Source organism: Micromonospora sp. WMMB235, assembly GCF_001855515.1.
Classification (GTDB): domain Bacteria; phylum Actinomycetota; class Actinomycetes; order Mycobacteriales; family Micromonosporaceae; genus Micromonospora; species Micromonospora aurantiaca.
This window is the reverse complement of the sequence record NZ_MDRX01000001.1, coordinates 1,090,401-1,112,211: the sequence shown is the minus strand read 5'-3', so window position 1 is coordinate 1,112,211 and position 21,811 is coordinate 1,090,401. Positions and strand designations below refer to the sequence as shown.

The 21,811-nt window shown below is 73.1% G+C and carries 17 protein-coding genes; 2 read left to right on the top strand and 15 right to left on the bottom strand.

Annotation, left to right across the window (positions count from 1 at the left end; all coding sequences use genetic code 11):
* Window positions 1-21 precede the first annotated feature (21 nt).
* Window positions 22-1,401, bottom strand: a complete 1,380-nt coding sequence (locus BFV98_RS04755) for a glycosyl hydrolase family 18 protein (protein WP_013476853.1) — start codon at window positions 1,399-1,401, stop codon at window positions 22-24.
* Window positions 1,402-1,542: 141 nt separating this feature from the next.
* Here BFV98_RS04755 and BFV98_RS04750 point away from each other — a divergent pair, with 141 nt between their 5' ends.
* Window positions 1,543-2,787, top strand: a complete 1,245-nt coding sequence (locus tag BFV98_RS04750; RefSeq protein WP_013476852.1) for an ROK family transcriptional regulator — start codon at window positions 1,543-1,545, stop codon at window positions 2,785-2,787.
* Between the two features lie 24 nt (window positions 2,788-2,811).
* On the opposite strand, the gene BFV98_RS04745 is transcribed toward BFV98_RS04750, so the two are convergent.
* The 14 genes from BFV98_RS04745 to BFV98_RS04680 form a co-directional block, all read right to left on the bottom strand.
* Entirely contained in the window at window positions 2,812-4,224 is a 1,413-nt protein-coding gene (locus BFV98_RS04745; protein WP_071095073.1) for a GH1 family beta-glucosidase, read from the bottom strand.
* Between the two features lie 36 nt (window positions 4,225-4,260).
* On the bottom strand, window positions 4,261-5,268 hold the full coding sequence (locus tag BFV98_RS04740) for an ABC transporter ATP-binding protein (RefSeq protein WP_047894460.1): 1,008 nt from the start codon (window positions 5,266-5,268) through the stop codon (window positions 4,261-4,263).
* Window positions 5,265-6,347, bottom strand: a complete 1,083-nt coding sequence (locus BFV98_RS04735) for an ABC transporter permease (RefSeq protein WP_013286254.1) — start codon at window positions 6,345-6,347, stop codon at window positions 5,265-5,267. Before BFV98_RS04735 ends, BFV98_RS04740 begins: the two co-directional genes overlap by 4 nt.
* Window positions 6,348-6,350: 3 nt before the next feature.
* Window positions 6,351-7,328, bottom strand: coding sequence for an ABC transporter permease (locus BFV98_RS04730; RefSeq protein WP_013286255.1), 978 nt, complete (start codon window positions 7,326-7,328; stop codon window positions 6,351-6,353).
* Window positions 7,325-8,449 carry an ABC transporter ATP-binding protein gene (locus BFV98_RS04725; RefSeq protein WP_071095071.1) on the bottom strand — a complete coding sequence of 375 codons (1,125 nt, stop codon included), beginning with the start codon at window positions 8,447-8,449 and terminating at the stop codon, window positions 7,325-7,327. Before BFV98_RS04725 ends, BFV98_RS04730 begins: the two co-directional genes overlap by 4 nt.
* Window positions 8,450-8,536: 87 nt before the next feature.
* Window positions 8,537-10,213: an ABC transporter substrate-binding protein gene (locus tag BFV98_RS04720; RefSeq protein ID WP_071095070.1), complete on the bottom strand. Its 1,677-nt coding sequence runs from the start codon at window positions 10,211-10,213 to the stop codon at window positions 8,537-8,539.
* A 115-nt stretch (window positions 10,214-10,328) separates the two neighbouring features.
* Window positions 10,329-11,387, bottom strand: coding sequence for a LacI family DNA-binding transcriptional regulator (locus BFV98_RS04715; RefSeq protein ID WP_013286258.1), 1,059 nt, complete (start codon window positions 11,385-11,387; stop codon window positions 10,329-10,331).
* A 228-nt stretch (window positions 11,388-11,615) separates the two neighbouring features.
* The gene (locus BFV98_RS04710; RefSeq protein WP_071098750.1) at window positions 11,616-12,338 is read right to left on the bottom strand and encodes an FkbM family methyltransferase; all 723 of its coding nucleotides are present in this window, start codon (window positions 12,336-12,338) and stop codon (window positions 11,616-11,618) included.
* Between the two features lie 539 nt (window positions 12,339-12,877).
* Window positions 12,878-13,258, bottom strand: a complete 381-nt coding sequence (locus tag BFV98_RS04705; RefSeq protein WP_030272340.1) for a YccF domain-containing protein — start codon at window positions 13,256-13,258, stop codon at window positions 12,878-12,880.
* 41 nt (window positions 13,259-13,299) lie between these two features.
* Entirely contained in the window at window positions 13,300-16,107 is a 2,808-nt protein-coding gene (locus BFV98_RS04700) for a DUF5682 family protein (RefSeq protein ID WP_071095068.1), read from the bottom strand.
* Window positions 16,104-17,216: an AAA family ATPase gene (locus BFV98_RS04695; RefSeq protein WP_071095066.1), complete on the bottom strand. Its 1,113-nt coding sequence runs from the start codon at window positions 17,214-17,216 to the stop codon at window positions 16,104-16,106. The genes BFV98_RS04700 and BFV98_RS04695 overlap by 4 nt, the downstream gene beginning before the upstream one ends.
* Before the next feature lie 13 nt (window positions 17,217-17,229).
* Window positions 17,230-18,555: a VWA domain-containing protein gene (locus BFV98_RS04690; RefSeq protein WP_071095064.1), complete on the bottom strand. Its 1,326-nt coding sequence runs from the start codon at window positions 18,553-18,555 to the stop codon at window positions 17,230-17,232.
* Window positions 18,552-19,949 carry a hypothetical protein gene (locus BFV98_RS04685; protein WP_071095062.1) on the bottom strand — a complete coding sequence of 466 codons (1,398 nt, stop codon included), beginning with the start codon at window positions 19,947-19,949 and terminating at the stop codon, window positions 18,552-18,554. The genes BFV98_RS04690 and BFV98_RS04685 overlap by 4 nt, the downstream gene beginning before the upstream one ends.
* A complete protein-coding gene (locus BFV98_RS04680; RefSeq protein WP_218128571.1) occupies window positions 19,949-20,419 on the bottom strand; it encodes a hypothetical protein in 471 nt (156 codons plus the stop codon). The genes BFV98_RS04685 and BFV98_RS04680 overlap by 1 nt, the downstream gene beginning before the upstream one ends.
* A gap of 267 nt (window positions 20,420-20,686) precedes the next feature.
* Between BFV98_RS04680 and BFV98_RS04675 the strand changes: the two genes are divergently transcribed.
* Window positions 20,687-21,805, top strand: a complete 1,119-nt coding sequence (locus BFV98_RS04675) for an aromatic acid exporter family protein (RefSeq protein WP_236619295.1) — start codon at window positions 20,687-20,689, stop codon at window positions 21,803-21,805.
* Window positions 21,806-21,811 lie beyond the last annotated feature (6 nt).

The following is a 21,811-nucleotide window of genomic DNA, read 5'->3' as shown; positions in this document are numbered from 1 at the left end:
GGCGGGGCCCCGCGCCGCGTCTCAGCGGCCCTGGAGCGAGCGGACGTTGTCGGCGAACGTCCAGCCCTTCGAGCCGTCCCAGTTGACCGACCAGGTCATCAGGCCCTTGAGCCGGCCCTGGTAGGTGTTCCACGCCTGGGCCACCAGCGCCGGGCTCATGTAGCCGCCGCCGGCGCCGACCTGCGCGGGCAGCCCGGGGACCTGCCGGTCGAGCGGTACGCGGATGGTGGTGCCCTGCACGACCAGGCCGGCGTCGAGGCAGTTGGTCTGCGCGACGAAACCGGCCACGGTGCCGGCCGGGTACGAGTCACCGGCGCAGCCGTACATCGAGCCGTTGTAGTACTGCATGTTCAGCCACCACAGCCGCCCGTTGTCGGCGTACTTCTTGACGATCGGCAGGTACGCGCCCCAGATCGAGCCGTAGGTGACGCTGCCTCCGGTGACGTACGCGGTCTCCGGCGCCATGGTGAGCCCGAAGCCGGCCGGCATCTGGGCCAGCACCCCGTCGATGATCCGGATCAGGTTGGCCTGCGAGGGGGAGAGCTGGTTGATGTTCCCGCTGCCGGTCAGGCCGGTCTCGATGTCGATGTCGATGCCGTCGAAGTTGTGCCGCTTGAGGATCGGCACGACGGTGGCGACGAACCGGTCGGCGACCGCGCTGGAGCTGAGGTCGATCCCGGCGGTGGCGCCGCCGATGGACAGCAGCACTGTGAGCCCGGCGGCTTTGGCCTGGCACACCTGCGCCGGGGTGGGCACCTTGACGCCGGCGTCCATGCCGTCCTCCCAGAGCACGGTGCCGTCGGCGCGGATGACCGGGAACGCGGCGGTCACCACGTTGTAGCCGTGCCCGGTGATCCGGGAGTCGGTGATCGGGATCCAGCCGAGGCCGGGGTGTACGCCGTTCGCGGCGCCGTCCCAGTTCTCCCAGTAGCCCTGGAGCACCTTGCCGGACGGCCGGGACCGCAGCGCGCAGGTGTCTCCGCCCGGCGTGGTCGGGCTGGACGACACAGTGGGCGTGGGCGTCGGCGTCCGCGTGGGGGAGGCGGTCGGGGAAGGGGAGGCGGTGGGGGAGGGCGACGGCGGCCGGGTGGTGGGGCTCGGCGACGGCGTGCCGCCGGTGCAGGCGCCGAGGTCGGTCCAGAGCGCCGGTACGGCGGCCGGGTTCCAGCCCGCGCCGGCGGGCGGGGTGTGCGTGACGAGCGCCTGGTAGAGCCGGCCGTTATAGGTCACCCGGCTGCCGGCGGTCCAGGTGACGCCCTCGGCCCAGCCCGGCGCGTCACAGGCGACGAGCGCGCCGACGGCGCGGGCCGGTGTGGCGGCGGTGGCGGGCAGGGCGGCAGCGGTGGCGGCGAGCAGCGCGACGCCACCGAGCAGAGCGGTCATCCCACGTCCGAGTCGCATGACATACCTCCTCATCGATGCGCCGGAGGTTATCAGTTAACTTTGTTAAGTGTAAATGCGGCGTACCCTGTCACCACCCCGTTCAGGGTGTGAAGCAGGAACGAAAGCCGCCCGCGGGCGGCCGGGAAGGACGGCGGCGACGTGGACGCCAGACGCACCACGGTGCGTGACATGCGCCGGGCCAACAGGTCGGTCCTGCTGACCCGGATCTGGCTGGACGGTCCGCTCAGCCGGCACGAGCTGGGCCAGTCCACGGCGCTCAGCCTGGCCAGCGTCAGCAACCTGGTCGGCGAGATGATCAACGAGGGCCTGGTCGAGGAGGCCGGCTCGGTCGAGTCCGACGGCGGCCGTCCCCGCGTGCTGCTGCGCGTCGCGCCCGGCTACGGCTACCTGGTCGGCGCCGACGTCGGCGAGACCCGGGTCCAGGTGGAGTTGTTCGACCTGAGCATGACCGCACTGGCGAAGGCGGAGTACCCGATCGCCGCGGCCGACCCCGACCCCGAGCAGGTCGCCGCGCACCTGCGGCACGGCCTCGCCGCTGTCACCGAGCAGGCGGGCGTCGACCCGGCCGCGGTCCTCGGCTTCGGCGTCGCCGTCGCCGGCACCGTCGAGCGCACCGCCGACGCCGTGGTGCACGCCCAGACGCTCGGCTGGGACGGCGTGCCGCTCGGCGCGATGCTGCGCGCCGGCACCGACGTACCGGTGCACGTGGACAACGGCGCGAAGACGCTCGGCCAGGCCGAGATGTGGTTCGGCGCCGGCCGCGGCGTCCGGCACGCGGTGGTCGCCCTGGTCGGCTCCGGCGTCGGCGCGAGCGTGGTCGCCGACGGCGTCGGCTACCGCGGCGCGCACAGCAGCGCCGGGGAGTGGGGCCACACCACAATCGTGTACGGGGGCCGCCGCTGCCGCTGCGGCAACCTCGGCTGCCTGGAGGCGTACGTCGGGGCGGAGGCGGTGCTGGACCGGTTCCGCCAGGCCAACCGGGGCCGCCCGGCGCCCGGCGCGGACGAGGAGACCGCCTTCGGTGAGCTGCTGCGCTCCACCGGCAGCACCGCCGCGAAGGTGATCGACGAGACGGTCGGCTACCTGGGCGCCGGGGTGGCGAACCTGGTCAACCTGTTCAACCCGGAGCGGGTGGTGCTCGGCGGCTGGGCCGGGCTGGCCCTGGGCGAACGGCACCTGCCCGCGATCCGCGAGGCCACCGCGCGGCACGCGCTGCGGCAGCCGTACGCGCAGACCTCGATCGAGCTGTGCCGGCTCGGACCGGACGCGGTCGCGATGGGCGCGGCCACCCTGCCGATGACCCGGCTGCTGCGCGACGGCGGCGTGGCCCGCGACCCGGCCGCCCGCCCGGTTCCGGCGTGGGGGCAAGGCCGGCGTCACTGACCGGCCCGGCCCCACGCCGCGGCGTCAGCGCTGCCCGCGGACCCGCCGCACGGTGTCCCGGTACCACAGCGCGCTGCGCTTGGGGGTGCGGCGCTGCGTGTCGTAGTCGACCCGGACGATGCCGAACCGCTTGTCGTAGCCGTACGCCCACTCGAAGTTGTCCAGCAGCGACCAGGCGAAGTAGCCGCGCACGTCGGCGCCGGCCGCCCGCGCCCGGGCCACCGCCCGCAGGTGCTCGGTGAGGTAGCCGACCCGGTCGTCGTCGGCGACGAACCCGTCGGCGTCCGGCGTGTCGTCGAACGCGGCGCCGTTCTCGGTGATCACCATGGGCGTGCCCGGGTAGTCGCGGTGCAGGCGCACCAGCAGGTCGGTGAAGGACTCCGGCACGATCTCCCAGTCCATCGCGGTACGCGGCAGGTCGCGGCGGACCACCCGGCGTACCGGCTTGCCGTCGTCGTCGCGGTCCCGGCCCTGCTCGTCCACGCCGGAGTGCAACTGCCCGAAGTAGTAGTTGACCCCGAGCACGTCGATCGGGGTGGCGATGACGTCCAGGTCGCCGTCCTCGACCGGGATACGGACCCCCTCGGCGGCCAGGTCCGCGATCACGTCCTGCGGGTACGCCCCGCGCAGCACCGGGTCGAGGTAGAGCCGGTTGGCCAGCCCGTCGGCGGCCCGCGCGGCGTCCCGGTCCGCCGCGCTGCCGGTGGCCGGGTCGGCGGTGGACAGGTTCAGCGTCAGGCCCAGCTCGATCGGGGAGCGGGCCGCCTCGCGCAGCCGCCGCGTCGCCAGCCCGTGCCCGAGCAGCAGGTGGTGGGCCGCGGCGATGCCGTCGCCCAGGTTCCGCCGGCCCGGGGCGTGGTCGCCGTAGGCGTACCCGAGCATCGCCGAGCACCACGGCTCGTTGAGCGTGGTCCAGGTGCGGACCCGGTCGCCGAGCGCGGCGAAGACCAGCTCCGCGTAGTCGGCGAACCGGTACGCGGTGTCCCGGTTCGGCCAGCCGCCCGCGTCCTCCAGCTCCTGCGGCAGGTCCCAGTGGTACAGCGTCACCCACGGCTCGACGCCCCGGCCGAGCAGCTCGTCCACCAGCCGGTCGTAGAAGGCCAGCCCGGCCACGTTCGCCGGACCGCGCCCGCCCGGCTGCACGCGGGGCCAGGCCACCGAGAACCGGTACGTGTCCAGTCCCAGGTCGGCGATGAGCGCGACGTCCTGCGGCATCCGGTGGTAGTGGTCGCACGCCACGTCGCCGTTGTCGCCGTTCGCCACAGCGCCCGGCACCCGGCAGAACGTGTCCCAGATGGACGGGGTGCGGCCGTCCTCGGCCACCGCGCCCTCGATCTGGTACGACGACGTCGCCACCCCCCACCGGAAGGTCGGCGGCAGCGTGTCGATCGGGTCCGCGCCGGCGACTGACGACGGGCGGGTGAGGTCGGTGTCCATGGTTCTCCTCGCGGGTAGCGGGTGGTGTCGGGCGGGTCAGCGGGACAGGGGCGCGACGGCCGGGTGCAGCCGGCACGCGACGGCCCGCGCCGGGTCGTCGACGCGCGGGGCGCCGAGCACCGGCACCTGCTCGTCGCACCCGTCGAACGCCTTCGGGCAGCGGGGATGGAACGCGCAGCCGGAGGGCATGGCGCGCAGGTCCGGCGGGGAGCCGGGGATGCCGGTCAGCTCGCGGCGCGGCCCGTGCAGCGCCGGGAACGAGTGCAGCAACCCCTCGGTGTACGGGTGCAGCGGTTCCCGGTACAGCCGGGTGGCGGGCGCCTCCTCGACGATCCGCCCGCCGTACATGATCGCGATCCGGTCGGAGAACTCGACCAGCAGCGACAGGTCGTGGGTGATGAACAGCACCGCGAAGCCGAGGCGTTCGCGCAGCTCGGCGAGCTGGCCGAGGATCTGCCGCTGCATCACCACGTCCAGCGCGGTGGTCGGCTCGTCCATGATGACCACCTGCGGTTCCAGCGCCAGCGCCATCGCGATCATGACCCGTTGCCGCATGCCGCCGGAGAGCTGGTGCGGGTAGCTGTCCAGCCGGTCGGCGGAGATGCCGACCAGGCGCAGCAGCTCCTTGGCCCGGGCCGACCGGCTCGCCGACGTGCTCCTGCGCTCGTGTGCCCGGATCACGTCGAGCAGCTGGGTGGAGACCTTGTGCACCGGGTTGAGCGAGTTCATCGCGCCCTGGAACACGATCGACGTCTCCGCCCAGCGGAACTCGCGCAGCTTCGCCGGGCTGAGCGTGAGCACGTCGACCGGCGGGCCGTCGCCCGGGTGGTAGATGACCTGGCCGCCGCTGACCACGCCGGGCGGGGGCAGCAGCCGGGTCAGCCCGTACGCGAGCGTGGACTTGCCGCTGCCGCTCTCCCCGGCCAGGCCGAGCACCTCGCCGCGGTGCAGCGTCAGGTCGACGTCGCGGACCGCGCGGACCGCCTCCGCGCCGACGCCGTAGTCGACGCACAGCCCGCGGATCTCCAGCACCTGGTCGCTCATGCGCGCTTCCCTCTCTCGTCGGCGGGCGGCCTGACGGCGTCGGCGGGCGGCCGGCCGTCGGCGTCGCGCGGCTGCATCGGCACCGACGCGGTGACCGGCGCGAGCACCGGGGTGAACCCGACGCGCATCGCGACGACGCGACCGTCGGCGGTACGGATCCGGGTCCGGCCGCCGGTGCGCAGCCGCGGGCTCACGAACTCGTCGATGCCGAAGTTGATCAGCGCCAGCGCGGTGCCGAGCAGCGCGATGGCCAGCCCGGCCGGGACGAACCACCACCAGGCGCCCTGCGCCAGGGCCTGCTGTCCCTGCGCCCAGAACAGGATCGTGCCCCAGTTCCACGACGTCATCGACGAGATGCCGATGAACGCCAGGGTGATCTCCGACATCACCGCGAAGATGACGGTGCCGACGAAGCCGGAGGCGATGATCGCGGTCAGGTTCGGCAGGATCTCGAAGCCGATGATCCGCCAGGTCCGCTCGCCGGTGGCGCGGGCGGCCTCGACGTAGTCGCGGCGGCGCAACGACAGCGTCTGCGCGCGCAGCACCCGGGCGCCCCACGCCCACGAGGTGAGGCCGATGATGAGCGCCACGAGCATGTCGCCGGCCTGGTCGACCAGGGACGTGACGATGATGATCAGCGGCAGCGCCGGGATCACCAGGAACACGTTCGACACCGCCGACAGGCCCTCGTCGGCTGCGCCGCCCAGATAGCCGGAGGTCACGCCGATGAGGATGGACAGGATCGTGGCGAGCACGCCGGCGATCAGGCCCACCACCATGACGCTGCGCGCGCCGACCAGGATCTGGCTGAAGATGTCCTGCCCGAGGTGGGTGGTGCCGAACCAGTGCCGGGCCGAGGGCGCCTGGAGCACGTCGGCGCTGCGCGCGTCCGGGTCGTACGGCGCGATCCACGGCCCGATCACCGCCAGGAGCACGTACACCCCGAGGACTGCCAGGCCGGTCGCGGCCTTGGCGTTGGCGACGAAGCGGAACCGGCGGCGGCGTGCCCGGGCCGACGGCTGCGCCATCGCCCCCTGGCCGGGGATGACCTGCTCGATGCTGGACGGGGAGAGTGTCATCGCTCAGCTCTTTCGGGTCCGCGGGTCGAGGAGCAGGTACGCCACGTCGGCGAGCAGGTTCGCCACCAGCACCGAGATCGTGATGATCAGGAAGATGCCCTGCATCAACGGATAGTCCTTCGCGCCGACGGCCTGGAAGAGCTGGAACCCCAGACCCGGGTACGAGAAGACGATCTCCACGAGCAGCGTGCCGCCGACGATGAAGCCGAGCGACAGCGCGAACCCGGACACGTTCGGCAGCAGCGCGTTGCGGGCGGCGTAGCTGAGCGCCACCCGGCGCTCGGACAGCCCCTTGGCGTGCGCCACGGTGATGTAGTCCTCGCTGGCGACAGTCACCATCATGTTGCGCATGCTGAGGATCCAGCCGCTCATCGACGACACCAGGATGGTCGCCGCGGGCAGGATGCTGTGCTGGATCGCGCTCGGCACGAAGTACGCGTCGAACGCCGGCACCAGGCCCGGCTCGTAGCCGCCGGAGGAGGGGAAGAAGCTGCCCGGCCCGGCGAACAGCGCGATCGCGACCAGGCCGAGCCAGAAGTACGGGATCGAGGACAGGAACGTGGTGGCCGGCAGCAGCCCGTCGATCCACGAGCCGCGCCGCCAGCCGGCGCCGACGCCGAGCGCGGTGCCGAGCAGGAAGCTGACGATCGTGGTGACGCCGACCAGGCCGACGGTCCACGGCAGGCTGTCGCCGATCACCTGCGACACCGGGGCGGGGAAGAACGTGAACGACAGCCCCAGGTCGCCGTGCAGGAGCTGCCCCCAGTAGGCGACGTACTGCTCCCACAGCGAGCGGTCGGAGTCCAGCCCGAACAGCACCCGCAGCGACGCGATCGCGTCGGCGCTGATCCGGCCCTGGTTGCGGGAGATCAGCGACTGTACGGGGTCGCCGGGCACCATCCGCGGGATGAAGAAGTTGAGCGTGATTGCCGCCCAGGCGGTGAACAGGTAGAAGGCCACCCGTTGCAGCAGGAATCTCACCGGGCCGCCTCCGTTCCGGCCTGCTCCGCGTTCGCAGGCTTCTCCGCGTTCGCAGGCTTCTCCGTGGCGACGGTGTCCGCGTCGTACAGCCAGCACGCCGCCCAGTGGCCCGGCGCGTCGTCGACCGGGATCGGCGGCGGCAGGTCGGTGGCGCAGCGCGGCATGGCCGCCGGGCAGCGCGGGTGGAACCGGCATCCGGCCGGCGGGCGGATCAGGCTCGGCGGCTCGCCGTGACCCCGCTCGCCCGCCGCCGCGCCGTCGCCGCCCGCGCCGGTGATCCGCTCCGGGTCCGGCGCCGATTCGATGAGCAACCGGGTGTACGGGTGGGCCGGGCGCTGGGTGACCGTCTCGCTGTCACCGCCCTCGACCATCCGCCCCGCGTACATGACGATCGTCTCGTCGGCGAAGTAGCGGGCCGAGGCGATGTCGTGGGTGATGTAGAGGATCGCCAGGTCGAGCCGGTCCTTGAGGTCCTGGAGCAGGTTGAGCACGCCGAGGCGGATCGACACGTCGAGCATGGACACCGGCTCGTCGGCGAGCAGCACCTCGGGATCGGCGCCGAGCGCCCGCGCGATCGCCACCCGCTGGCGCTGCCCGCCGGACAGCTCGTGCGGGAACGCGTCGAGGTAGCGCTCCGGCGGGGTGAGCGCGACCCGGGTCAGCAGGCCGGCGAGCGCCTTCTCCAGCCCGTCCGGTCCGGTCCCGGCGTTGCCGTGGATGCGCAGCGACCGGGTCAGGTGGTAGCGGACCGTGTGCACGGGGTTCAGCGAGGCGAACGGGTCCTGGAGGATCAGCTGCACCCGGCGCACGTACGCCCGGAACCGGCGCCCGCCGCGTACCCGGGTCGAGCGGCCGTGCAGCCGGATGTCGCCGGCGGTGCGCGGGTAGAGCTGGGCCAGCAGCCGGGCGACTGTGGACTTGCCGGAGCCGGACTCGCCGACGAGTGCCGTCACCCGGCCACGGCGCAGCGCGATCGATACGTCGTCGACGGCGTGCACCACCGCCGGGGTGCGGGAGAGGAGGTCACGCAGCCGCCGGCGGACGGGGAAGTGCTTGGTCAGGCCGACGGCCTCCAGCACCACCTCGTCGGCCGGCGCCGGTGCGCTCTCGGTCAACGTCATGCCGCATTCCTGTCTCAGGGTTGCCGAAGAGAGGGGCGGGCGCCGCCGGCCCGGCCGGGCGATCGTGGCCGGGCCGGCGGCGCCGGGTCAGCCGGCGACCGGCTTGAGGTGCAGCACCACGTCCACCGCGTTGGGCTGGGTGGGCTGGAGCGCGCCGTACGGGTTCGAGTCGTCCGGCCAGCCGGTCCAGTTCTTCGTGCTGTACGCGCCGCCGATGTTGTCCGCGCCGACCGGGATCATCGGCACCTGCTCGACGAAGATCTTCTGCAGGGTGGCCATCGCCGTGGTGCGGGTGGCGTCGTCGGTGGCGTTGGCGTACGACACCAGCGCGTCGGTGGCCTCCTTGCTCTGGAACCGGCCGAAGTTGCCCGCCGGGGAGGCGGTGCCGATCGGCTTGAGCACGCGGCCGTCCATGATGGTCCGGTAGATGTCGTACGGCGTGGCGCCGGACTCGGTCCACCGGAACGTGGCCTCGAAGTTGCCCTGCTCGACGTTGCGGAACCAGGCGTCCTGGTTGGCCTTGTCGATGGTCGCCGCGATGCCGATCTTCGCCAGGTTGCCCTTCACGATCTCCAGGCTGGTCTGGTAGTCGGACCAGCCGGCCGGGTCGGTGAGCCGGATCGTGACCGGCTTGCCGCTCTTGTCCTTGAGCGTGGTGCCGTCGAGCTTGTAACCCGCGCCGGCGAGCAGCGCCTTGGCGCCCTCGACGTCGACCTTGTGCTCCTGGCCCTTGTACTCGGGCGCGATGAACGAGTCACCGGCCGGGCTGGGCAGGCCGGTCACGCTCTTGACCTCCGGGTGGAAGTAGCCGGCCTCGGCGGTGGTGAAGATGTCCGCCCGGTCGATCACCATGTTCATCGCCTTGCGCAGCGTCGGGTCGTCGAACGGCTTCTTCGTGGTGTTCACGTAGAGGCCGTGGATGCCCAGCACCGGCGGCGCCCACATCTTGTGGTTCTTCTGGTCCTTCGCCACGAACACGGTCTGGTAGTTCGGGATGAAGACGAAGCTCCACTCCGACTCGCCGTTCGCCAGCGCGGTGGTCTGCGCGCTGTTGTCCGTGTAGGACGTGTATCGCAGCTCCTTGACCTTCGGCGGGTCCTGCCAGTAGCCGCTGTCGCGCATGGAGAGCGTCGTGGTCGCCGGGGTGAACGACTTCAGCGTGTACGGGCCGCTGCCGACCGGCTGCTTCACCGGGTCGGTGGCCGGGTCGGCGATCTTCTCCCACAGGTGCTTTGGCACGATCGGCACCCGCCACAGCACCTTCTGCTGGTTGACGAACTGCGGGCTGGCCATCGAGATGGTGACCTCGTTGCCGCTGGCCACGGCGTCCGTGTACGGCACGCCCTGGTCGTTGAGGGCCGGGAACTTCTTCACCAGGTTGTAGGTGAACGCGACGTCCTCGGCGGTGACCTTCTGCCCGTCGGACCAGGTGGCGTTCTCCCGGATGGTCACCTTGACCGTCTTGTAGTCCGACGACCACTCGGCCTTGGTGGCGAGCCACGGCTTGAACGGCTCGGCCGGCTTGACCGGGTTCCACATCATCAGCGGCTCGTAGATCTGCCACCGGTAGCCGAGCGACGCGGCGGCCGAGGTGGTGAGGAACGGGTTGTTGTTCTCCGCCTGCGGGCCGTTGGGCATGCCGACGTTCAACACGGTCGCGGCCTGGCCGCTCTTCTTGTTCGCGTTCGGGCTGTCGCCGCAGGCGGCGGCGCCGGTGACCATCGCGCCGGCCAGCGCGAGGGCGAGGAGTTGCCGTCTTCTCATGGAGGTCTCCCTCGGTGGTCCCGCAGTCCTCGGGCGGGATGTGGTGGATGGAGGTGTGCGGTGGTGCCACCGGCGGGCGGGCCCGCCGGCGTGGTCGCCGGTACGGCGGGGTGGGTCAGGTGACGCGGGCACCCGCCGGCTCCCGCGCGCCTGTCGAGTCCGGTGCGGTCGGGTCGCTCGTGGTCGTCGAGTCGCGGGCGGTGAAGCCGGTCGGGATGACGGTCGGTGTGTCCGGCAGCGGGGTGCCGGCGAGGTGGCCGATGAGCAGGCGGGCCGCCGCCGTACCCATCTCCCGCAGGGGCTGGCGCACCGAGCTCAGCGGCGGGTGGGTGTGCCCGGCCAGCGGGAGGTCGTCGAAGCCGACCACCGCCACGTCCTGCGGGACGTGCCGCCCGGCGTCGCGCAGCGCCTGCAACGCCCCGGCGGCCGACAGGTCGTTGTGGGCGAAGACGGCGTCGAACGGTACGCCGTCGGCGAGTAGCCGCCGTACCGCCGCGCGCCCGCACTCGAAGGTGAAGTCGCCCTCCACCACCCGGTCCGGCTCGATCGGTACGCCCGCGTCGGCGTAGGCGCCGGCGAACCCGGCGAGCCGTTCCCGGGTGCAGCCGAACCGGCGCAGGCCGGTGACGACGAGCGGCCGCCGCCGGCCGAGCGCCAGCAGGTGCGTGGCGGCGGCCCGCGCGCCTTCCTCGTTCGTGGTCCGCACCGACGGGAAGCCGGGCTGGTGGCCCCGGTCGTCGATGAGGATGACCGGCAGGCCGCGCCGGTGCAGCTCGGTGATGTAGTCGAGCGTCCCCTCCGGTTCGACCACGAGCAGGCCGTCGAACGACTTGGCCGAGACCTGGGAGGCGAACCGGCGCATCGACTCGTCGCCGTGGGTGCAGGTGAACAGCAGCATGCCGTAGCCGGCGGCCTCGACCACGTCGGCCGCGCCCTGGAGCACCTCGCCCATCCAGGGCCAGGTCAGCGCCGGGACCAGCATCCCGACCACCCGGGTACGCCCCCGGGCGAGGCCGACCGCGCGGGCGCTCGGCACGTACCCGAGGTCGCTGATCACGGCACGGACCCGGTCGGCGGTACGGACGTGCACCTCGCCCTTGCCGTTGAGCACCCGGGAGACCGTCGTCTTGCTCACCCCGGCGCGGGTGGCGACGTCGGCGATGGTGATCGGCACGTGACGCTCCCGGGTCGCAGGGATGAGCGGGGTGTTTCGGAACCGGTTGCGGAAGCGGTTCCGTGGCAGTCAACCCAAGTGGCGCGGGTCACGTCAATCACAGACGGATAACGATGCACTGCTAAGTTCGAGGCTTGAAAAAAGTGCCCGGGCTGCGGCTCCGCCGATCACGGCGATGAGCAGGGTCGATGCCTCGTTCCTTCGTGCAGGGCGGTCCGAAGTGGACGCTCAGGGGCGGGCGTACACGTCGCCGGAGTTGGCCTCGTCCGGCAGCGTGCGCAGGTACGCGGCCACCTCGGCGGCCTGACGCCAGCCGGGCAGCGCGAACTCCATCTCGTCACCGATCGCCACGGTGAACCGGGTGAAGCCGAGCGCGGCGAGCCGGTCCAGGCAGCGCGCCGCCGCCACCCGGGCGATGGTGGTGAACTCGAACGACAGCGCGGGGACCGGCTGGCTCAGCCCGGCCAGCACGGCGTCCTCGAAGCCCTCCACGTCGATCTTCACGAACGCCGGTACGCCGTGCGCGGCCACGAGCGCGTCCAGCGTGGTGCCCGGCACCTCGATCTGGGCGTCCCAGATCTCGCCCGTCCAGCCGGGTGCGCCGTCGGCGGCGCGGACGAACCCGGGGGAGGCGGTGGAGACGGTCGGGTTGGCCGAGTTCACGTGCAGTCGCACCGGCCCGGCTGTACGCCCGCACGCCGCCTCCACCACCGTCACGCCGTCGTCGCCCGTGTACATCTCGCGCAGCACCCGGGCGCACAGCGGCTGCGGCTCGACCGCCACCACGCGCGCACCGAGACGGCGGAAGCTGCCGAGCCGGTCGCCCACGTGCGCGCCGACGTCGAAGACCAGGTCACCGGCGCGGACCAGCGGGGCGTAGAACGCGTCCAGGGCGGCGTCGCGCGCCGGGTCGCCGTGGTAGAAGTCCAGCGACCGGCGCAGACCGGACATCGCCGGGTCCGCCTTGAGCGTCTCGATCACCCCGTCCCGCACCCCTCCGACGCTAGCCAGCCGGGCGCGTCCCCGAGCGCCATTCGCGTCCCTTGAGCAATCACCCCATCCTCCTAGGACGCCGTAGAGATGGTGCGCTGCCCCGCGTCCGCTTCGCATCTCCGCGCGAGCAGTCAACGACGACCCAGCAGATCTTGGTACGAAACGGCCCCCATGAGGGCCGTTTCGTACCAAGATCGCCCGCAACCCCGGTGACCGGAACGCGGATCCCGCTCATCAGGACTCGCACTCGTTGCCCGAGGAGTGCTAACCACGGGTGGAACGTCATGGGTGTCAAACGAGGGCGGAGACACCCATGACGTTCCACCCGCTCGCGGGTCGCAGCGGACGCTAGGGGAGGGGCTGGGCGCGGCGAGGGCCGGCGGACAGGCAGGACGTCGATAGGGCAGCAGCTGTCCCGGCGTTCGCTCAGCTCCTACCGGCCACCAGGCTCGCCCGGCCCCGGCCCCGGCGCCCGCGCCGTCGGGGCCGGCATGTGGTTACGGGTTGTCGACGACCTCCTGGCCGAGCGGCCACAGCGCCGCCGGGACCAGCTTGAAGTTCGCCACCCCGAACGGGATGCCGATGATCGTCACGCAGAGCGCGATGCCGGCGAGGATGTGCGACAGCGCCAGCCACCAGCCGGCCAGCACCACCCAGAGCACGTTCGCCAGGCCGGAGGGCAGACCAGCACCCGGCTTGCGCACGATCGTGCGGCCGAACGGCCACAGCGAGTACGACGCCAGCCGCAGCGAGGCGACACCGAACGGGATGGTGACGACGAGGACGAAGCAGATCAGGGCGGCCACGCCGTAGCCCAGGGCCAGGACGAAGCCGCCGCCGAAGACGAGCCACAGCAGGTTCAGCAGAAAGCGGATCACCACTCCATGGTCGCCTGCCCTCGCAAACCCGCCGACGTCGATCAGTCCGCCAGCAGCGTCGCCACCGCATGAGCCGTCGCCGGATGTGCGGCGAGCAGCACCGACGCCCCGTCACCCGGCGGCGTGCCGCCCTCGGCGAGCGGCTGCCAGCCGCCGGAGCAGCCGAGCAGCGCCGCCACCGCGTCGACCGCCTCCGGGTGGGCGACCAGCAGACCGTGCACCGGACCGGTTCCCGGTGACGGCGCGGGCGCGGTGGACGGGGTGGGCGTGGCCGCCCACGGCGGTGTCCAGGCGTCCAGCGCGGGCAGCGTGGCGGGGAACGTGCGTTCCGCCTCGCGGACCAGCAGCGGCACCAGCTCCGGGCCGTGCTCGCGCAGTGTGGTGATCAGCGTCGGCAGCCAGGGCAGCAGCACCGGGTCGGGCAGCCCGGCGAAGGCGGACGACATGGTCTCCACCACGAACGGCGCGAGCCCCGGCACCGGTTCGAGCGCGTGCACGAAGCCGGACAGGTACTGCGGGAACGCGGGCACCACGAGCGGATTGGCGAGCAGCTCGGCGCACTGTTCGCGGAGTCGTGCCAGCGGCAGCAGGCCGAGCTGGTGGCGGGCGGCCCAGAGCAGCGCGAGCTTGGCCGGGGCCTCCGGGTGGGCCTGCGCGACGGCCAGTTCGAGCTGGGAGCGGTCGCACCCGAGCGACAACGCGAGGCTCTCCATGCTGAACAGGAAGCCGAGCATCGCGCCGACCTGCCGTACGCCGGTGGACTCGTCCACGAACGCGGTGGGCAGCAGCGTGCAGTAGTGGGCGTATCCGGTGGTGACGAACGTCCGGCACCACGCGGGCAGCGCCGGTGTGGTGGTGCGGTGGTGGGCGAGCAGCCGCCGGATGCGGCGCAGCACCTCCGGCGCGTCGTCCACCGTGCGTTCGGCGGCGAGCAGCTCCACCGCCCGCGCGCCGAGTTCGTCGACCAGGCGAGGGCTGTCCAGCAGCCGGATGGCGTCCTCGACGGCGGCGAGCGCGCGGGCGGCTGTCGCGTCGGGGCCGCGTACCGCCCGGCGCAGCCGCTGCTCCAGCACCTGTTCGACGGTGACGCCCTCGTAGCCCAGCTCGATCAGGGCGCGCTGGTTGCGGCCGAGCGCGAGGTCCCAGCTCTCCTGTTCGGAGCGGTGGCCGAGGCGGCGCTCGCCCATGATCGGGCGGACCGCGTCGGCGGGCAGCAGGTGCCGCAGCATCCACAGCAGGTCGGAGCAGGGTGCCAGCGCCGGGTCGGCGCGCAGGTCGAGCAGCGCCCGCTGCACGGTGCGCCGTTCCAGGTCGAGGCCGAGGGGGCGCAGCCGGTCGAGGACGTCGCGGGCCAGCGGCGGCAGGGAGTCGTACCCGACCTGGCCGACACGGTCGCCGCCGAGGAGGATCTCGCAGAGCCGGCGGACGTCGCGGCGGCCGGGCACCACGTCCTTCTCGATGCAGGTCACGGCGGCGTCGGCGAAGTCGTACGGCGTGGGCCGCGCGCGGTTGCGCATGGTGGCGAGCAGGATCGACGTCTCGAACACGGCGATCGCGTCGGCGGTGCTGGCGAGGTAGCCGTTGCGGCGGGCGAGCCGGACGATGTCGACGCACCAGCCGCGCAGTTCGGCCTCGTCCAGCTCGTCGAGGACGGGCGGGGCGGCGAGGAATCCGCTGAGCCGGTCCGTGGCCGGGCCGGTCGCGGCCGGCGCGGCGGCGCGGGCCCGGCGGCCCTTCTTCCCGGTACGCTGCCCGGCCAGCCGGTACGGCGTGAGCCGGGTGCGGGCGACAGCGGTCGTCCAGTTCGCGGCGGCGATGGACACGGTGCCCGGGGCCAGCCCGAACTGCGCCTCGATGGCCGAGTGGCTGGACGGGATGAGGCCGTAACGCCAGCGGGTGGCGGTGCGCGGGCTGATCGGGAAGTCCGGTGCGGTCGAGTCGAGGCCGAACTGTTCGACCTGGCTGGCGGCGTGGAAGGCGCCGCAGACGTAGAGGCAGTCGGCCGGGTCGGCGCCGCTTTCGGCGAGGTGCTGTCGCATCCGGGTCCACATGTGACGTTCGCGGTCCTCGTCGCGTTCGTCGCGGGCGGACCGGGACGGGCGCAGCCGCCGGAACAGGCTGCCGATCAGCACCATGACCTGGCGGTACGTGTCGTGGTCGGCGTCGGCGAGCGGCCGTTCGACGTACTGGTCCCACCATTCCGACCAGTGCCGCACCTTGCCGTGGTGCAGCAGGTGGGCCTCCAGTTCGGCGAACCGGGGGCGCAGGTCGCCGATCTCCACGCCGACCGCGTCGCCGTGCAGTGCCGTGTCGTCGGCGGACGCGGGGGCGGAGTCCGGCCCCGGTGCGGGCCCGGTGTCGTCGCGGGGGGTCCACTGGAAGACGTGGTCGGTGGAGCGGTCCACGAGCACCAGCTCCACGCCGGGGGTGTCCAGCGCGTACGCGACGGCCTGGTATTCGGCGGACGCCTCGGTGATCGGGGCGACCACGCTCAGCGGGCTCCACTCGGCGGGGAAGCCGTCGAGTTCGGTGGCGAACGCCTGCACCGCCACCGGCAGCCGGCAGTTGCGCAGCTCGTCGAGCAGGGGGCGCAGGTCCTCGCAGAGTTCCAGGTAGATCACCTTGGGCGGGCGGGCGCGCAGGCGGCGTGCCATGGCCAGCGCCGAGGCGGGGGAGTGGTGGCAGACCGGGAAGATCTCCAGCCGTTCGCGCAGCGCCCGGTCGACGTCGTCGACCATGCCGGTGAGGATGTCGGCGAGCGCGTCCGGGGAGCCGGCGAACGCGGCGGCGGCGTCGGTGAGCTGGTCGCGCAGCGGACCGAACAGGCCGGTCGGTGCGGGCGCGGTCATGACAGCGACGCGATCGCCTGGCGGCCGCCGTCGAGGAAGCCCTCCCAGTCGCCGCCGTCGGCCTTGGCGCGGGGTTCGACCACGCCGTGCAGGTACTTGTTGAGGATGGCCAGGTCCTCCGGGGCGCGGCGGGCCAGCGAGCCCATCAGTGAGCCGGCGAGCGTCTGCGCGCGCAGGGTGCGGTCGCCGAAGAACTGGCTGTGCAGGATCGCGTCCTCCAGCACGCCGATCTGCTCGGCGGTGGACAGCGCCGACTCCAGCTTCTCGTCGTCGCTGGTGGCGGCGGACGCGGCGGCGCGCAGGTCGGCGAAGCTCTGCAGCAGGATGTCGAGCAGGGTGGGCGGCACGTCCAGTTCGATGCGGTGCCGGCGCAGCAGCTCCTCGGTGCGGAAGCGGACGATCTCGGCCTCGCTGCGCTTGTTGGTGACCACCGGGATGCGGATGAAGTTGAACCGCCGCTTGAGTGCGGAGGACAGGTCGTTGACGCCCCGGTCGCGGCTGTTGGCGGTGGCGATGACGGAGAAGCCGGGCTTGGCGAAGACGATGTTGTCGTGGTCCAGTTCCGGGAGAGAGACGTACTTCTCGGACAGGATCGAGATCAGCGCGTCCTGGACGTCGCTGGTGGAGCGGGTCAGCTCCTCGAACCGGCCGATCACGCCCTGCTCCATGGCGGTCATGATCGGCGAGGGGATCATCGACTCGCGCGACTGGCCCCGGGCGATGACCATGGAGACGTTCCACGAGTACTTGATGTGGTCCTCGGTGGTGCCGGCGGTGCCCTGCACGACGAGCGTGGAGTTGCGGCAGACAGCGGCGGCGAGCAGTTCGGCGAGCCAGCTCTTGCCGGTGCCCGGGTCGCCGATGAGCAGCAGGCCGCGGTCGGAGGCGAGCGTGACGATGCTGCGTTCGACGAAGCTGCGGTCGCCGAACCACTTCTGCGGGATCTCCCGGTCGAGGCCGTCGGCGCGTTCGGAGCCGAGCACGAACAGTCGGACCATGCGGGGGCTCAGCCGCCAGGAGAACGGCTTCGGCCCGGTGTCGACGGATTCGAGGTAGGCCAGCTCGTCGGCGTACTTGACCTCGGCGGGGGCGCGGAGCATGTCGGACATCAGGGATGCTCTCCTAGGTGAGGAAGTTCTTCAGCTCGGCGACGAGCTTGCGGATGTGGCCGGAGATGACGGGGGTGCCGAGGTCCTTGAGGCGCTGCCGGAACCAGGGGTTGACGCTCTGGTTGCCGGAGCTGTTGACCGAGCCGACCGGGATGAACTTCACGCCGGAGCGGTGCACGGCCTCGATGCCGTCGAACAGCGGCTGGGACCTGTCGAACTCGTAGAAGTCGGAGATCCAGACCATGACCGTGTTCCGCGGCTCGACGATCTTGGGGCGGGCCAGGGCCATGGCGACCGGGCCGTCGTTGCCGCCGCCGAGCTTGGTGCGCAGCAGCACCTCGAACGGGTCGTGCACCCACGGGGTGAGGTCCAGCGCCCGGGTGTCGTACGCGATCAGGTGCACGTCGACCTTGGGCAGGCCGGCGAAGATCGAGGCGAGGATGGTGCAGTTGACCATCGAGTCGACCATCGAGCCGGACTGGTCGACCACCACGATCAGCCGCGACGGGGTGGTCCGCCGGGCGGTCTGCCGGTAGTAGAGCCGGTCGACGTAGAGGCGCTCGTCGTCCGGGCTCCAGTTGGTCAGGTTCTGCCAGATGGTGCGGTCCAGGTCGAGGTTGCGGAAGACCCGCTTGGGCGGCACGGACCGGTCGACGGCCCCGACGGTGGCCTGCGCGACCTGGGTACGCAGCACCTCGGCGACCTGGTCGACGTAGCGGCGGATCAGTGACTTGGCGTTCGCGAGCGCCACCCCGGACAGGTTGGACTTGTCCCGCAGGAGCTGCTCGATCAGGGACATGCTCGGGGTCAGCCGGGCGGCGAGCGCCGGGTCGGCGAGCACTTCGCGCAGCCGCATCCGGGCCACCAGGTCACCCTCCAGCCCGGCGAGCGTGGCACCCAGGCCGGTGCCCTCGCGGCGCAGCTCACCGGGCTGCGCGCCGCACGCCTGCTCGAACCAGCCTGCGTCGGCCTGCCAGCGGGCGAGCTGCCCGGCGCTGACCTCGCCGCCGCCGGTGGCGAACACGTTGAGCAGCAGCTTGGACGCCAGCGCGGCGCGGCGTACCTCGGTCTCGGCCGGCTGGAACGGCCCGGCGGCGGCTGTGGTGTCGTCGCCGGGGGTGAGCAGGCCGCGCAGCTCGCCGGCGAGGGCGGGGAAGCGCTGCACGACGGTGTCGACGGAGACGGCCGGGTCCAGCAGGGCGGCCGGCAGGCCGAGGTCGTCGACGACGGCGACGCTCGCCGACTCCAGGCCGGGCTGCTCGTCGGGGTGGAACAGGCGGGCGAGCAGCCGCCAGTAGAGCACCTGGCGGCGGCTGGCGTGGGTGCGGTCCTCGGTCATCGGCGCAGCAACCGTCCCGCGCGTTCGCGCAGCACCGCCACGGCGTCACCCGCCTTGGCCTCGGCCTTGGCCGTCTTCGGGTCGGTGACGCCGCAGGCCCAGTCGCCGTTGTGCGCCTCGACCGTCTGCCGCTTGACGGTGGCCCGGACGGCGAGGGGTTGCAGCAGCCAGCGGTCGTCGTCCCAGCGGAGCAGGCCGAGGCAGGCGGTGGAGGCGGCGACGAGCGCGGGGGTGAGCGGACCGGCGGCGGGCAGCCGGTCGGTGGCCAGGTGCAGGGACCGGCCGTCGAGGTCGAGCGCCGGGACGCCGTCGTCGTCGCGGACGGTGTAGCCCTCGACCAGTACCGGTTCGGCGATCGCGGCGGGGTGGCGCAGCAGTGGTGGGGTCGCCGCCGCCGTGGCGCCGGCCAGCAGCACCCGGGCCGTGGCGAACGGGTCGGCCGGCTCGCCGAGGGCCGCCCGCTCCTCGGCCCAGCGCAGGTCCGCGCCGTGGGCGGTCAGGTCGGTGACGGTGATCGCCCGCCGCTGGGCCAGGGCGGTGAGCAGGACCGGGTACGCCTCCAGCAGCCGCCAGCCGGCCGGGCCGACGATGGTGGCGACCTTCGCCGCGACCACTGTGACCCGGACGAGCCGGGGCGCGCCGCCCCCGGCCGGTTCGAGCAGTGCGTGCACCTGCGCCTGGAACGCGGTGTCGTGCTCGTGCAGGTCGACGCCGAGGGGCAGCAGCCGGCCGGACACCGGCTCGCCGGGCGCGGTCTCGCCGTGCGCGCCGAGGGTGAGCAGGACGGCGCGGGTCCACAGGTCGGCCCACCGGCGGGCGGGCACCTGTGGCAGCGACGCCACCGGCAGGGCGGCGCGCAGTTCGGCGGCGAGGCCGTCGAGGAGCACCGCGATGCGGCGTGACGCCGGGTCGGCGAGTGCGGCCTCGACCGGCGCGGCGGCGGCGGAGAGCAGTTCGTGGTCGGTGCCGCGCCAGCCGGCGAGCGCCAGTTCGTGCAGCCAGGCCCGCGCGCCGGCCAGGGCGGGCGGGGAGACGGCGGTGCCGTCCGGTGCGGCGGTCCACGCCGCGCGGGGCCGGCCGAGCGCGGTGTCGAGGCGGTCGAGCAGGGCGTCGTGTGCCGCGCCGAGCAGCGCGGCACGGGCCCCGGCGAGGGCGGCCAGGTGGTCCTCGGCGAGCGCGCCGGTGCGCACCGCGCCGGCCGCCGCGTCCGCCCGTTCGGCCAGCGGCGTGCCGCCGACCGCGGCGGCCAGCGCGGCCCAGGCGGCGGCGCCGGGCTCGTCGGCGCGGGCCAGCCCGGCGGTGAGCGTGTCGTCGGCGCGGTCGACGACGGCGAGCGTCTCGGCCAGCCCGGGGATCGTCCCGTCGTGGAGCCGGGTCAGGTGCGCGGCGAGCATCAGCGCACCCCCGCCGTGGCCGGGAACCAGTGCAGCTCCGGCACCGCCGTGGTGGCGGCCGGGACCTCGAGGTAGGCCAGGTGGCGCAGGAAGCGGCTGAACACCACGGCGGCCGGGCCCGGCTCGTGCCGCGCGTCGGTGCGGGCCAGCAGGGCGGTGCCGCTGTCGACGCCGTCGCCCACGTCCACCCGCAGGTAGCGGGCGACCTGTGTGACGCCGTACTGCAGCACCGCCTCGTCGGCCAGCGCGTGCAGGTGCTTGCAGAGTATGGTGCCGCGTAGCCCGCCGCAGGGCCGGTTGTTGTTGGTGCTGCAGTTGACCGCGTGCGTGCCGGCGGTCACCGAGGAGACGTAGACGCGTTCCACGTCGGAGCCGCTGGACACCACCCCCTGCAACCGCCCGTCGGCCAGCTCCACGAAGGGCACCTTGGCGAGCTTGCGGGCCCGCGCGGGCGGCGCCACCCGCAGCACGCTGCGCCGTCGCCACGAGGCGTCGTTCGCCTCCGTCATCTTCCCGACCTCCCCGCCGGCCGGCCGCCGCCGGGCACGCCGGGACGCCGTCGCCGGCCGTGATCCGTGCCGCTGTGACGACAAGGATCATGGACCACGGGTACGACAGGAGCGCCGTCGCGGGCGGCGCCGGGAATACCGTGCGGCCCGGCGGGTAGAGGGGGGCGTGATCGAGCCCGAGCCGTCGTGCCTGTGGCGCCCGGGCAGGCGGGCGGTGCGGTGACTCCCGTGGCTCCGGCGGCGCGCCGGGAGGTCCGGGAGGCGTACGAGCGGCTGCGCCGGTACTTCATCGTGGCCCTCCAGGCCGGTCTGGCCGCCGGTCTGGCCTGGTACGTGGCCAGCACGCTGCTCAAGAATCCGCAGCCGCTGTTCGCGCCGGCGGCGGCGGTGGGCACCATCGCGGCGGCGATCGGCAACCGGATCCGGCGGACGGCCGAACTGCTCGGCGGCGTGATCCTCGGAGTGCTGGTCGGCGACCTGCTCATCAAGCTGATCGGGGCCGGTCCGGTGCAGACCGGCCTGGTGGTAGCGCTCGCCATCTCGCTGGCGGTGGTGATCCGGGGCAGCGGCGCCGTGATGGTGCAGGCCGGCAGCACCGCGGTCCTGCTGGGCACCGTGGAGCCCAACGCGCCCGACCTGGCGGTGCCGCGTACGGCGAACGCGCTGGTGGGCGGCGGGGTGGCGGTGGTGGTGGCGCTGCTGTTGTTGCCGCTGAATCCGGTCCGGGTGGTGCACCGCGCCGCCGGGCCCACGCTGGACCTGTTCGCCAACGAGCTGACGGCGGCGGCGAAGGCGCTCGCCGCCCGGGACGCCGGGGCGGCGGAGGCGTCGCTGGGCCGGCTGGAGGCGGCCGAGGTCGAGCGGAAGCAGACCACCGAGATCGTCGCGGCGGCCCGGGAGGTGACGTCGCTGTCGCCGTGGCGGTGGCGGCGCCGGGCCCAGTTGCGCCGCTACGAGAACGCCGCCGTCCACCTGGAGCTGGCGTACACGAACAGCCGCAACATGGTCCGCCGGGTGGTCGCGTTGCTGGAGGCCCGGGAGCCGGTTCCCCCGGCCCTGCCGGCCGGGGTCGAGGCGTTCGGGCAGTCGCTGCGGCTGCTGCACCGTGACTTCCTGGCCGGGCGGCCGCCGGACATCGCCCGGGCGCGGGCACGGGAGGCCGCGCAGGATGCCGGCCGGGCGCGGGCGGCGGGGCTGGGCTTCTCCGGCACGATCGTGGCCTCGCAGCTGCTCATCGTGGTCGGCGAGTTGCTCCAGGCGTCCGGCATGACCAAGATCGAGGCGGACCGGACGGCCGGTGTCTGCGAGCATCGCCCGGACTCCCGCCCGGACCCAAACGACCGTTAAGCTTCA

Coding starts and splice junctions, on each gene's coding strand:
- BFV98_RS04755 (WP_013476853.1), bottom strand. CDS start 1,401: ATGCGACTCGGACGTGGGATGACCGCTCTGCTCGGTGGCGTCGCGCTG.
- BFV98_RS04745 (WP_071095073.1), bottom strand. CDS start 4,224: ATGGACACCGACCTCACCCGCCCGTCGTCAGTCGCCGGCGCGGACCCG.
- BFV98_RS04740 (WP_047894460.1), bottom strand. CDS start 5,268: ATGAGCGACCAGGTGCTGGAGATCCGCGGGCTGTGCGTCGACTACGGC.
- BFV98_RS04735 (WP_013286254.1), bottom strand. CDS start 6,347: ATGACACTCTCCCCGTCCAGCATCGAGCAGGTCATCCCCGGCCAGGGG.
- BFV98_RS04725 (WP_071095071.1), bottom strand. CDS start 8,449: ATGACGTTGACCGAGAGCGCACCGGCGCCGGCCGACGAGGTGGTGCTG.
- BFV98_RS04720 (WP_071095070.1), bottom strand. CDS start 10,213: ATGAGAAGACGGCAACTCCTCGCCCTCGCGCTGGCCGGCGCGATGGTC.
- BFV98_RS04710 (WP_071098750.1), bottom strand. CDS start 12,338: ATGTCCGGTCTGCGCCGGTCGCTGGACTTCTACCACGGCGACCCGGCG.
- BFV98_RS04700 (WP_071095068.1), bottom strand. CDS start 16,107: ATGACCGCGCCCGCACCGACCGGCCTGTTCGGTCCGCTGCGCGACCAG.
- BFV98_RS04695 (WP_071095066.1), bottom strand. CDS start 17,216: ATGTCCGACATGCTCCGCGCCCCCGCCGAGGTCAAGTACGCCGACGAG.
- BFV98_RS04690 (WP_071095064.1), bottom strand. CDS start 18,555: ATGACCGAGGACCGCACCCACGCCAGCCGCCGCCAGGTGCTCTACTGG.
- BFV98_RS04685 (WP_071095062.1), bottom strand. CDS start 19,949: ATGCTCGCCGCGCACCTGACCCGGCTCCACGACGGGACGATCCCCGGG.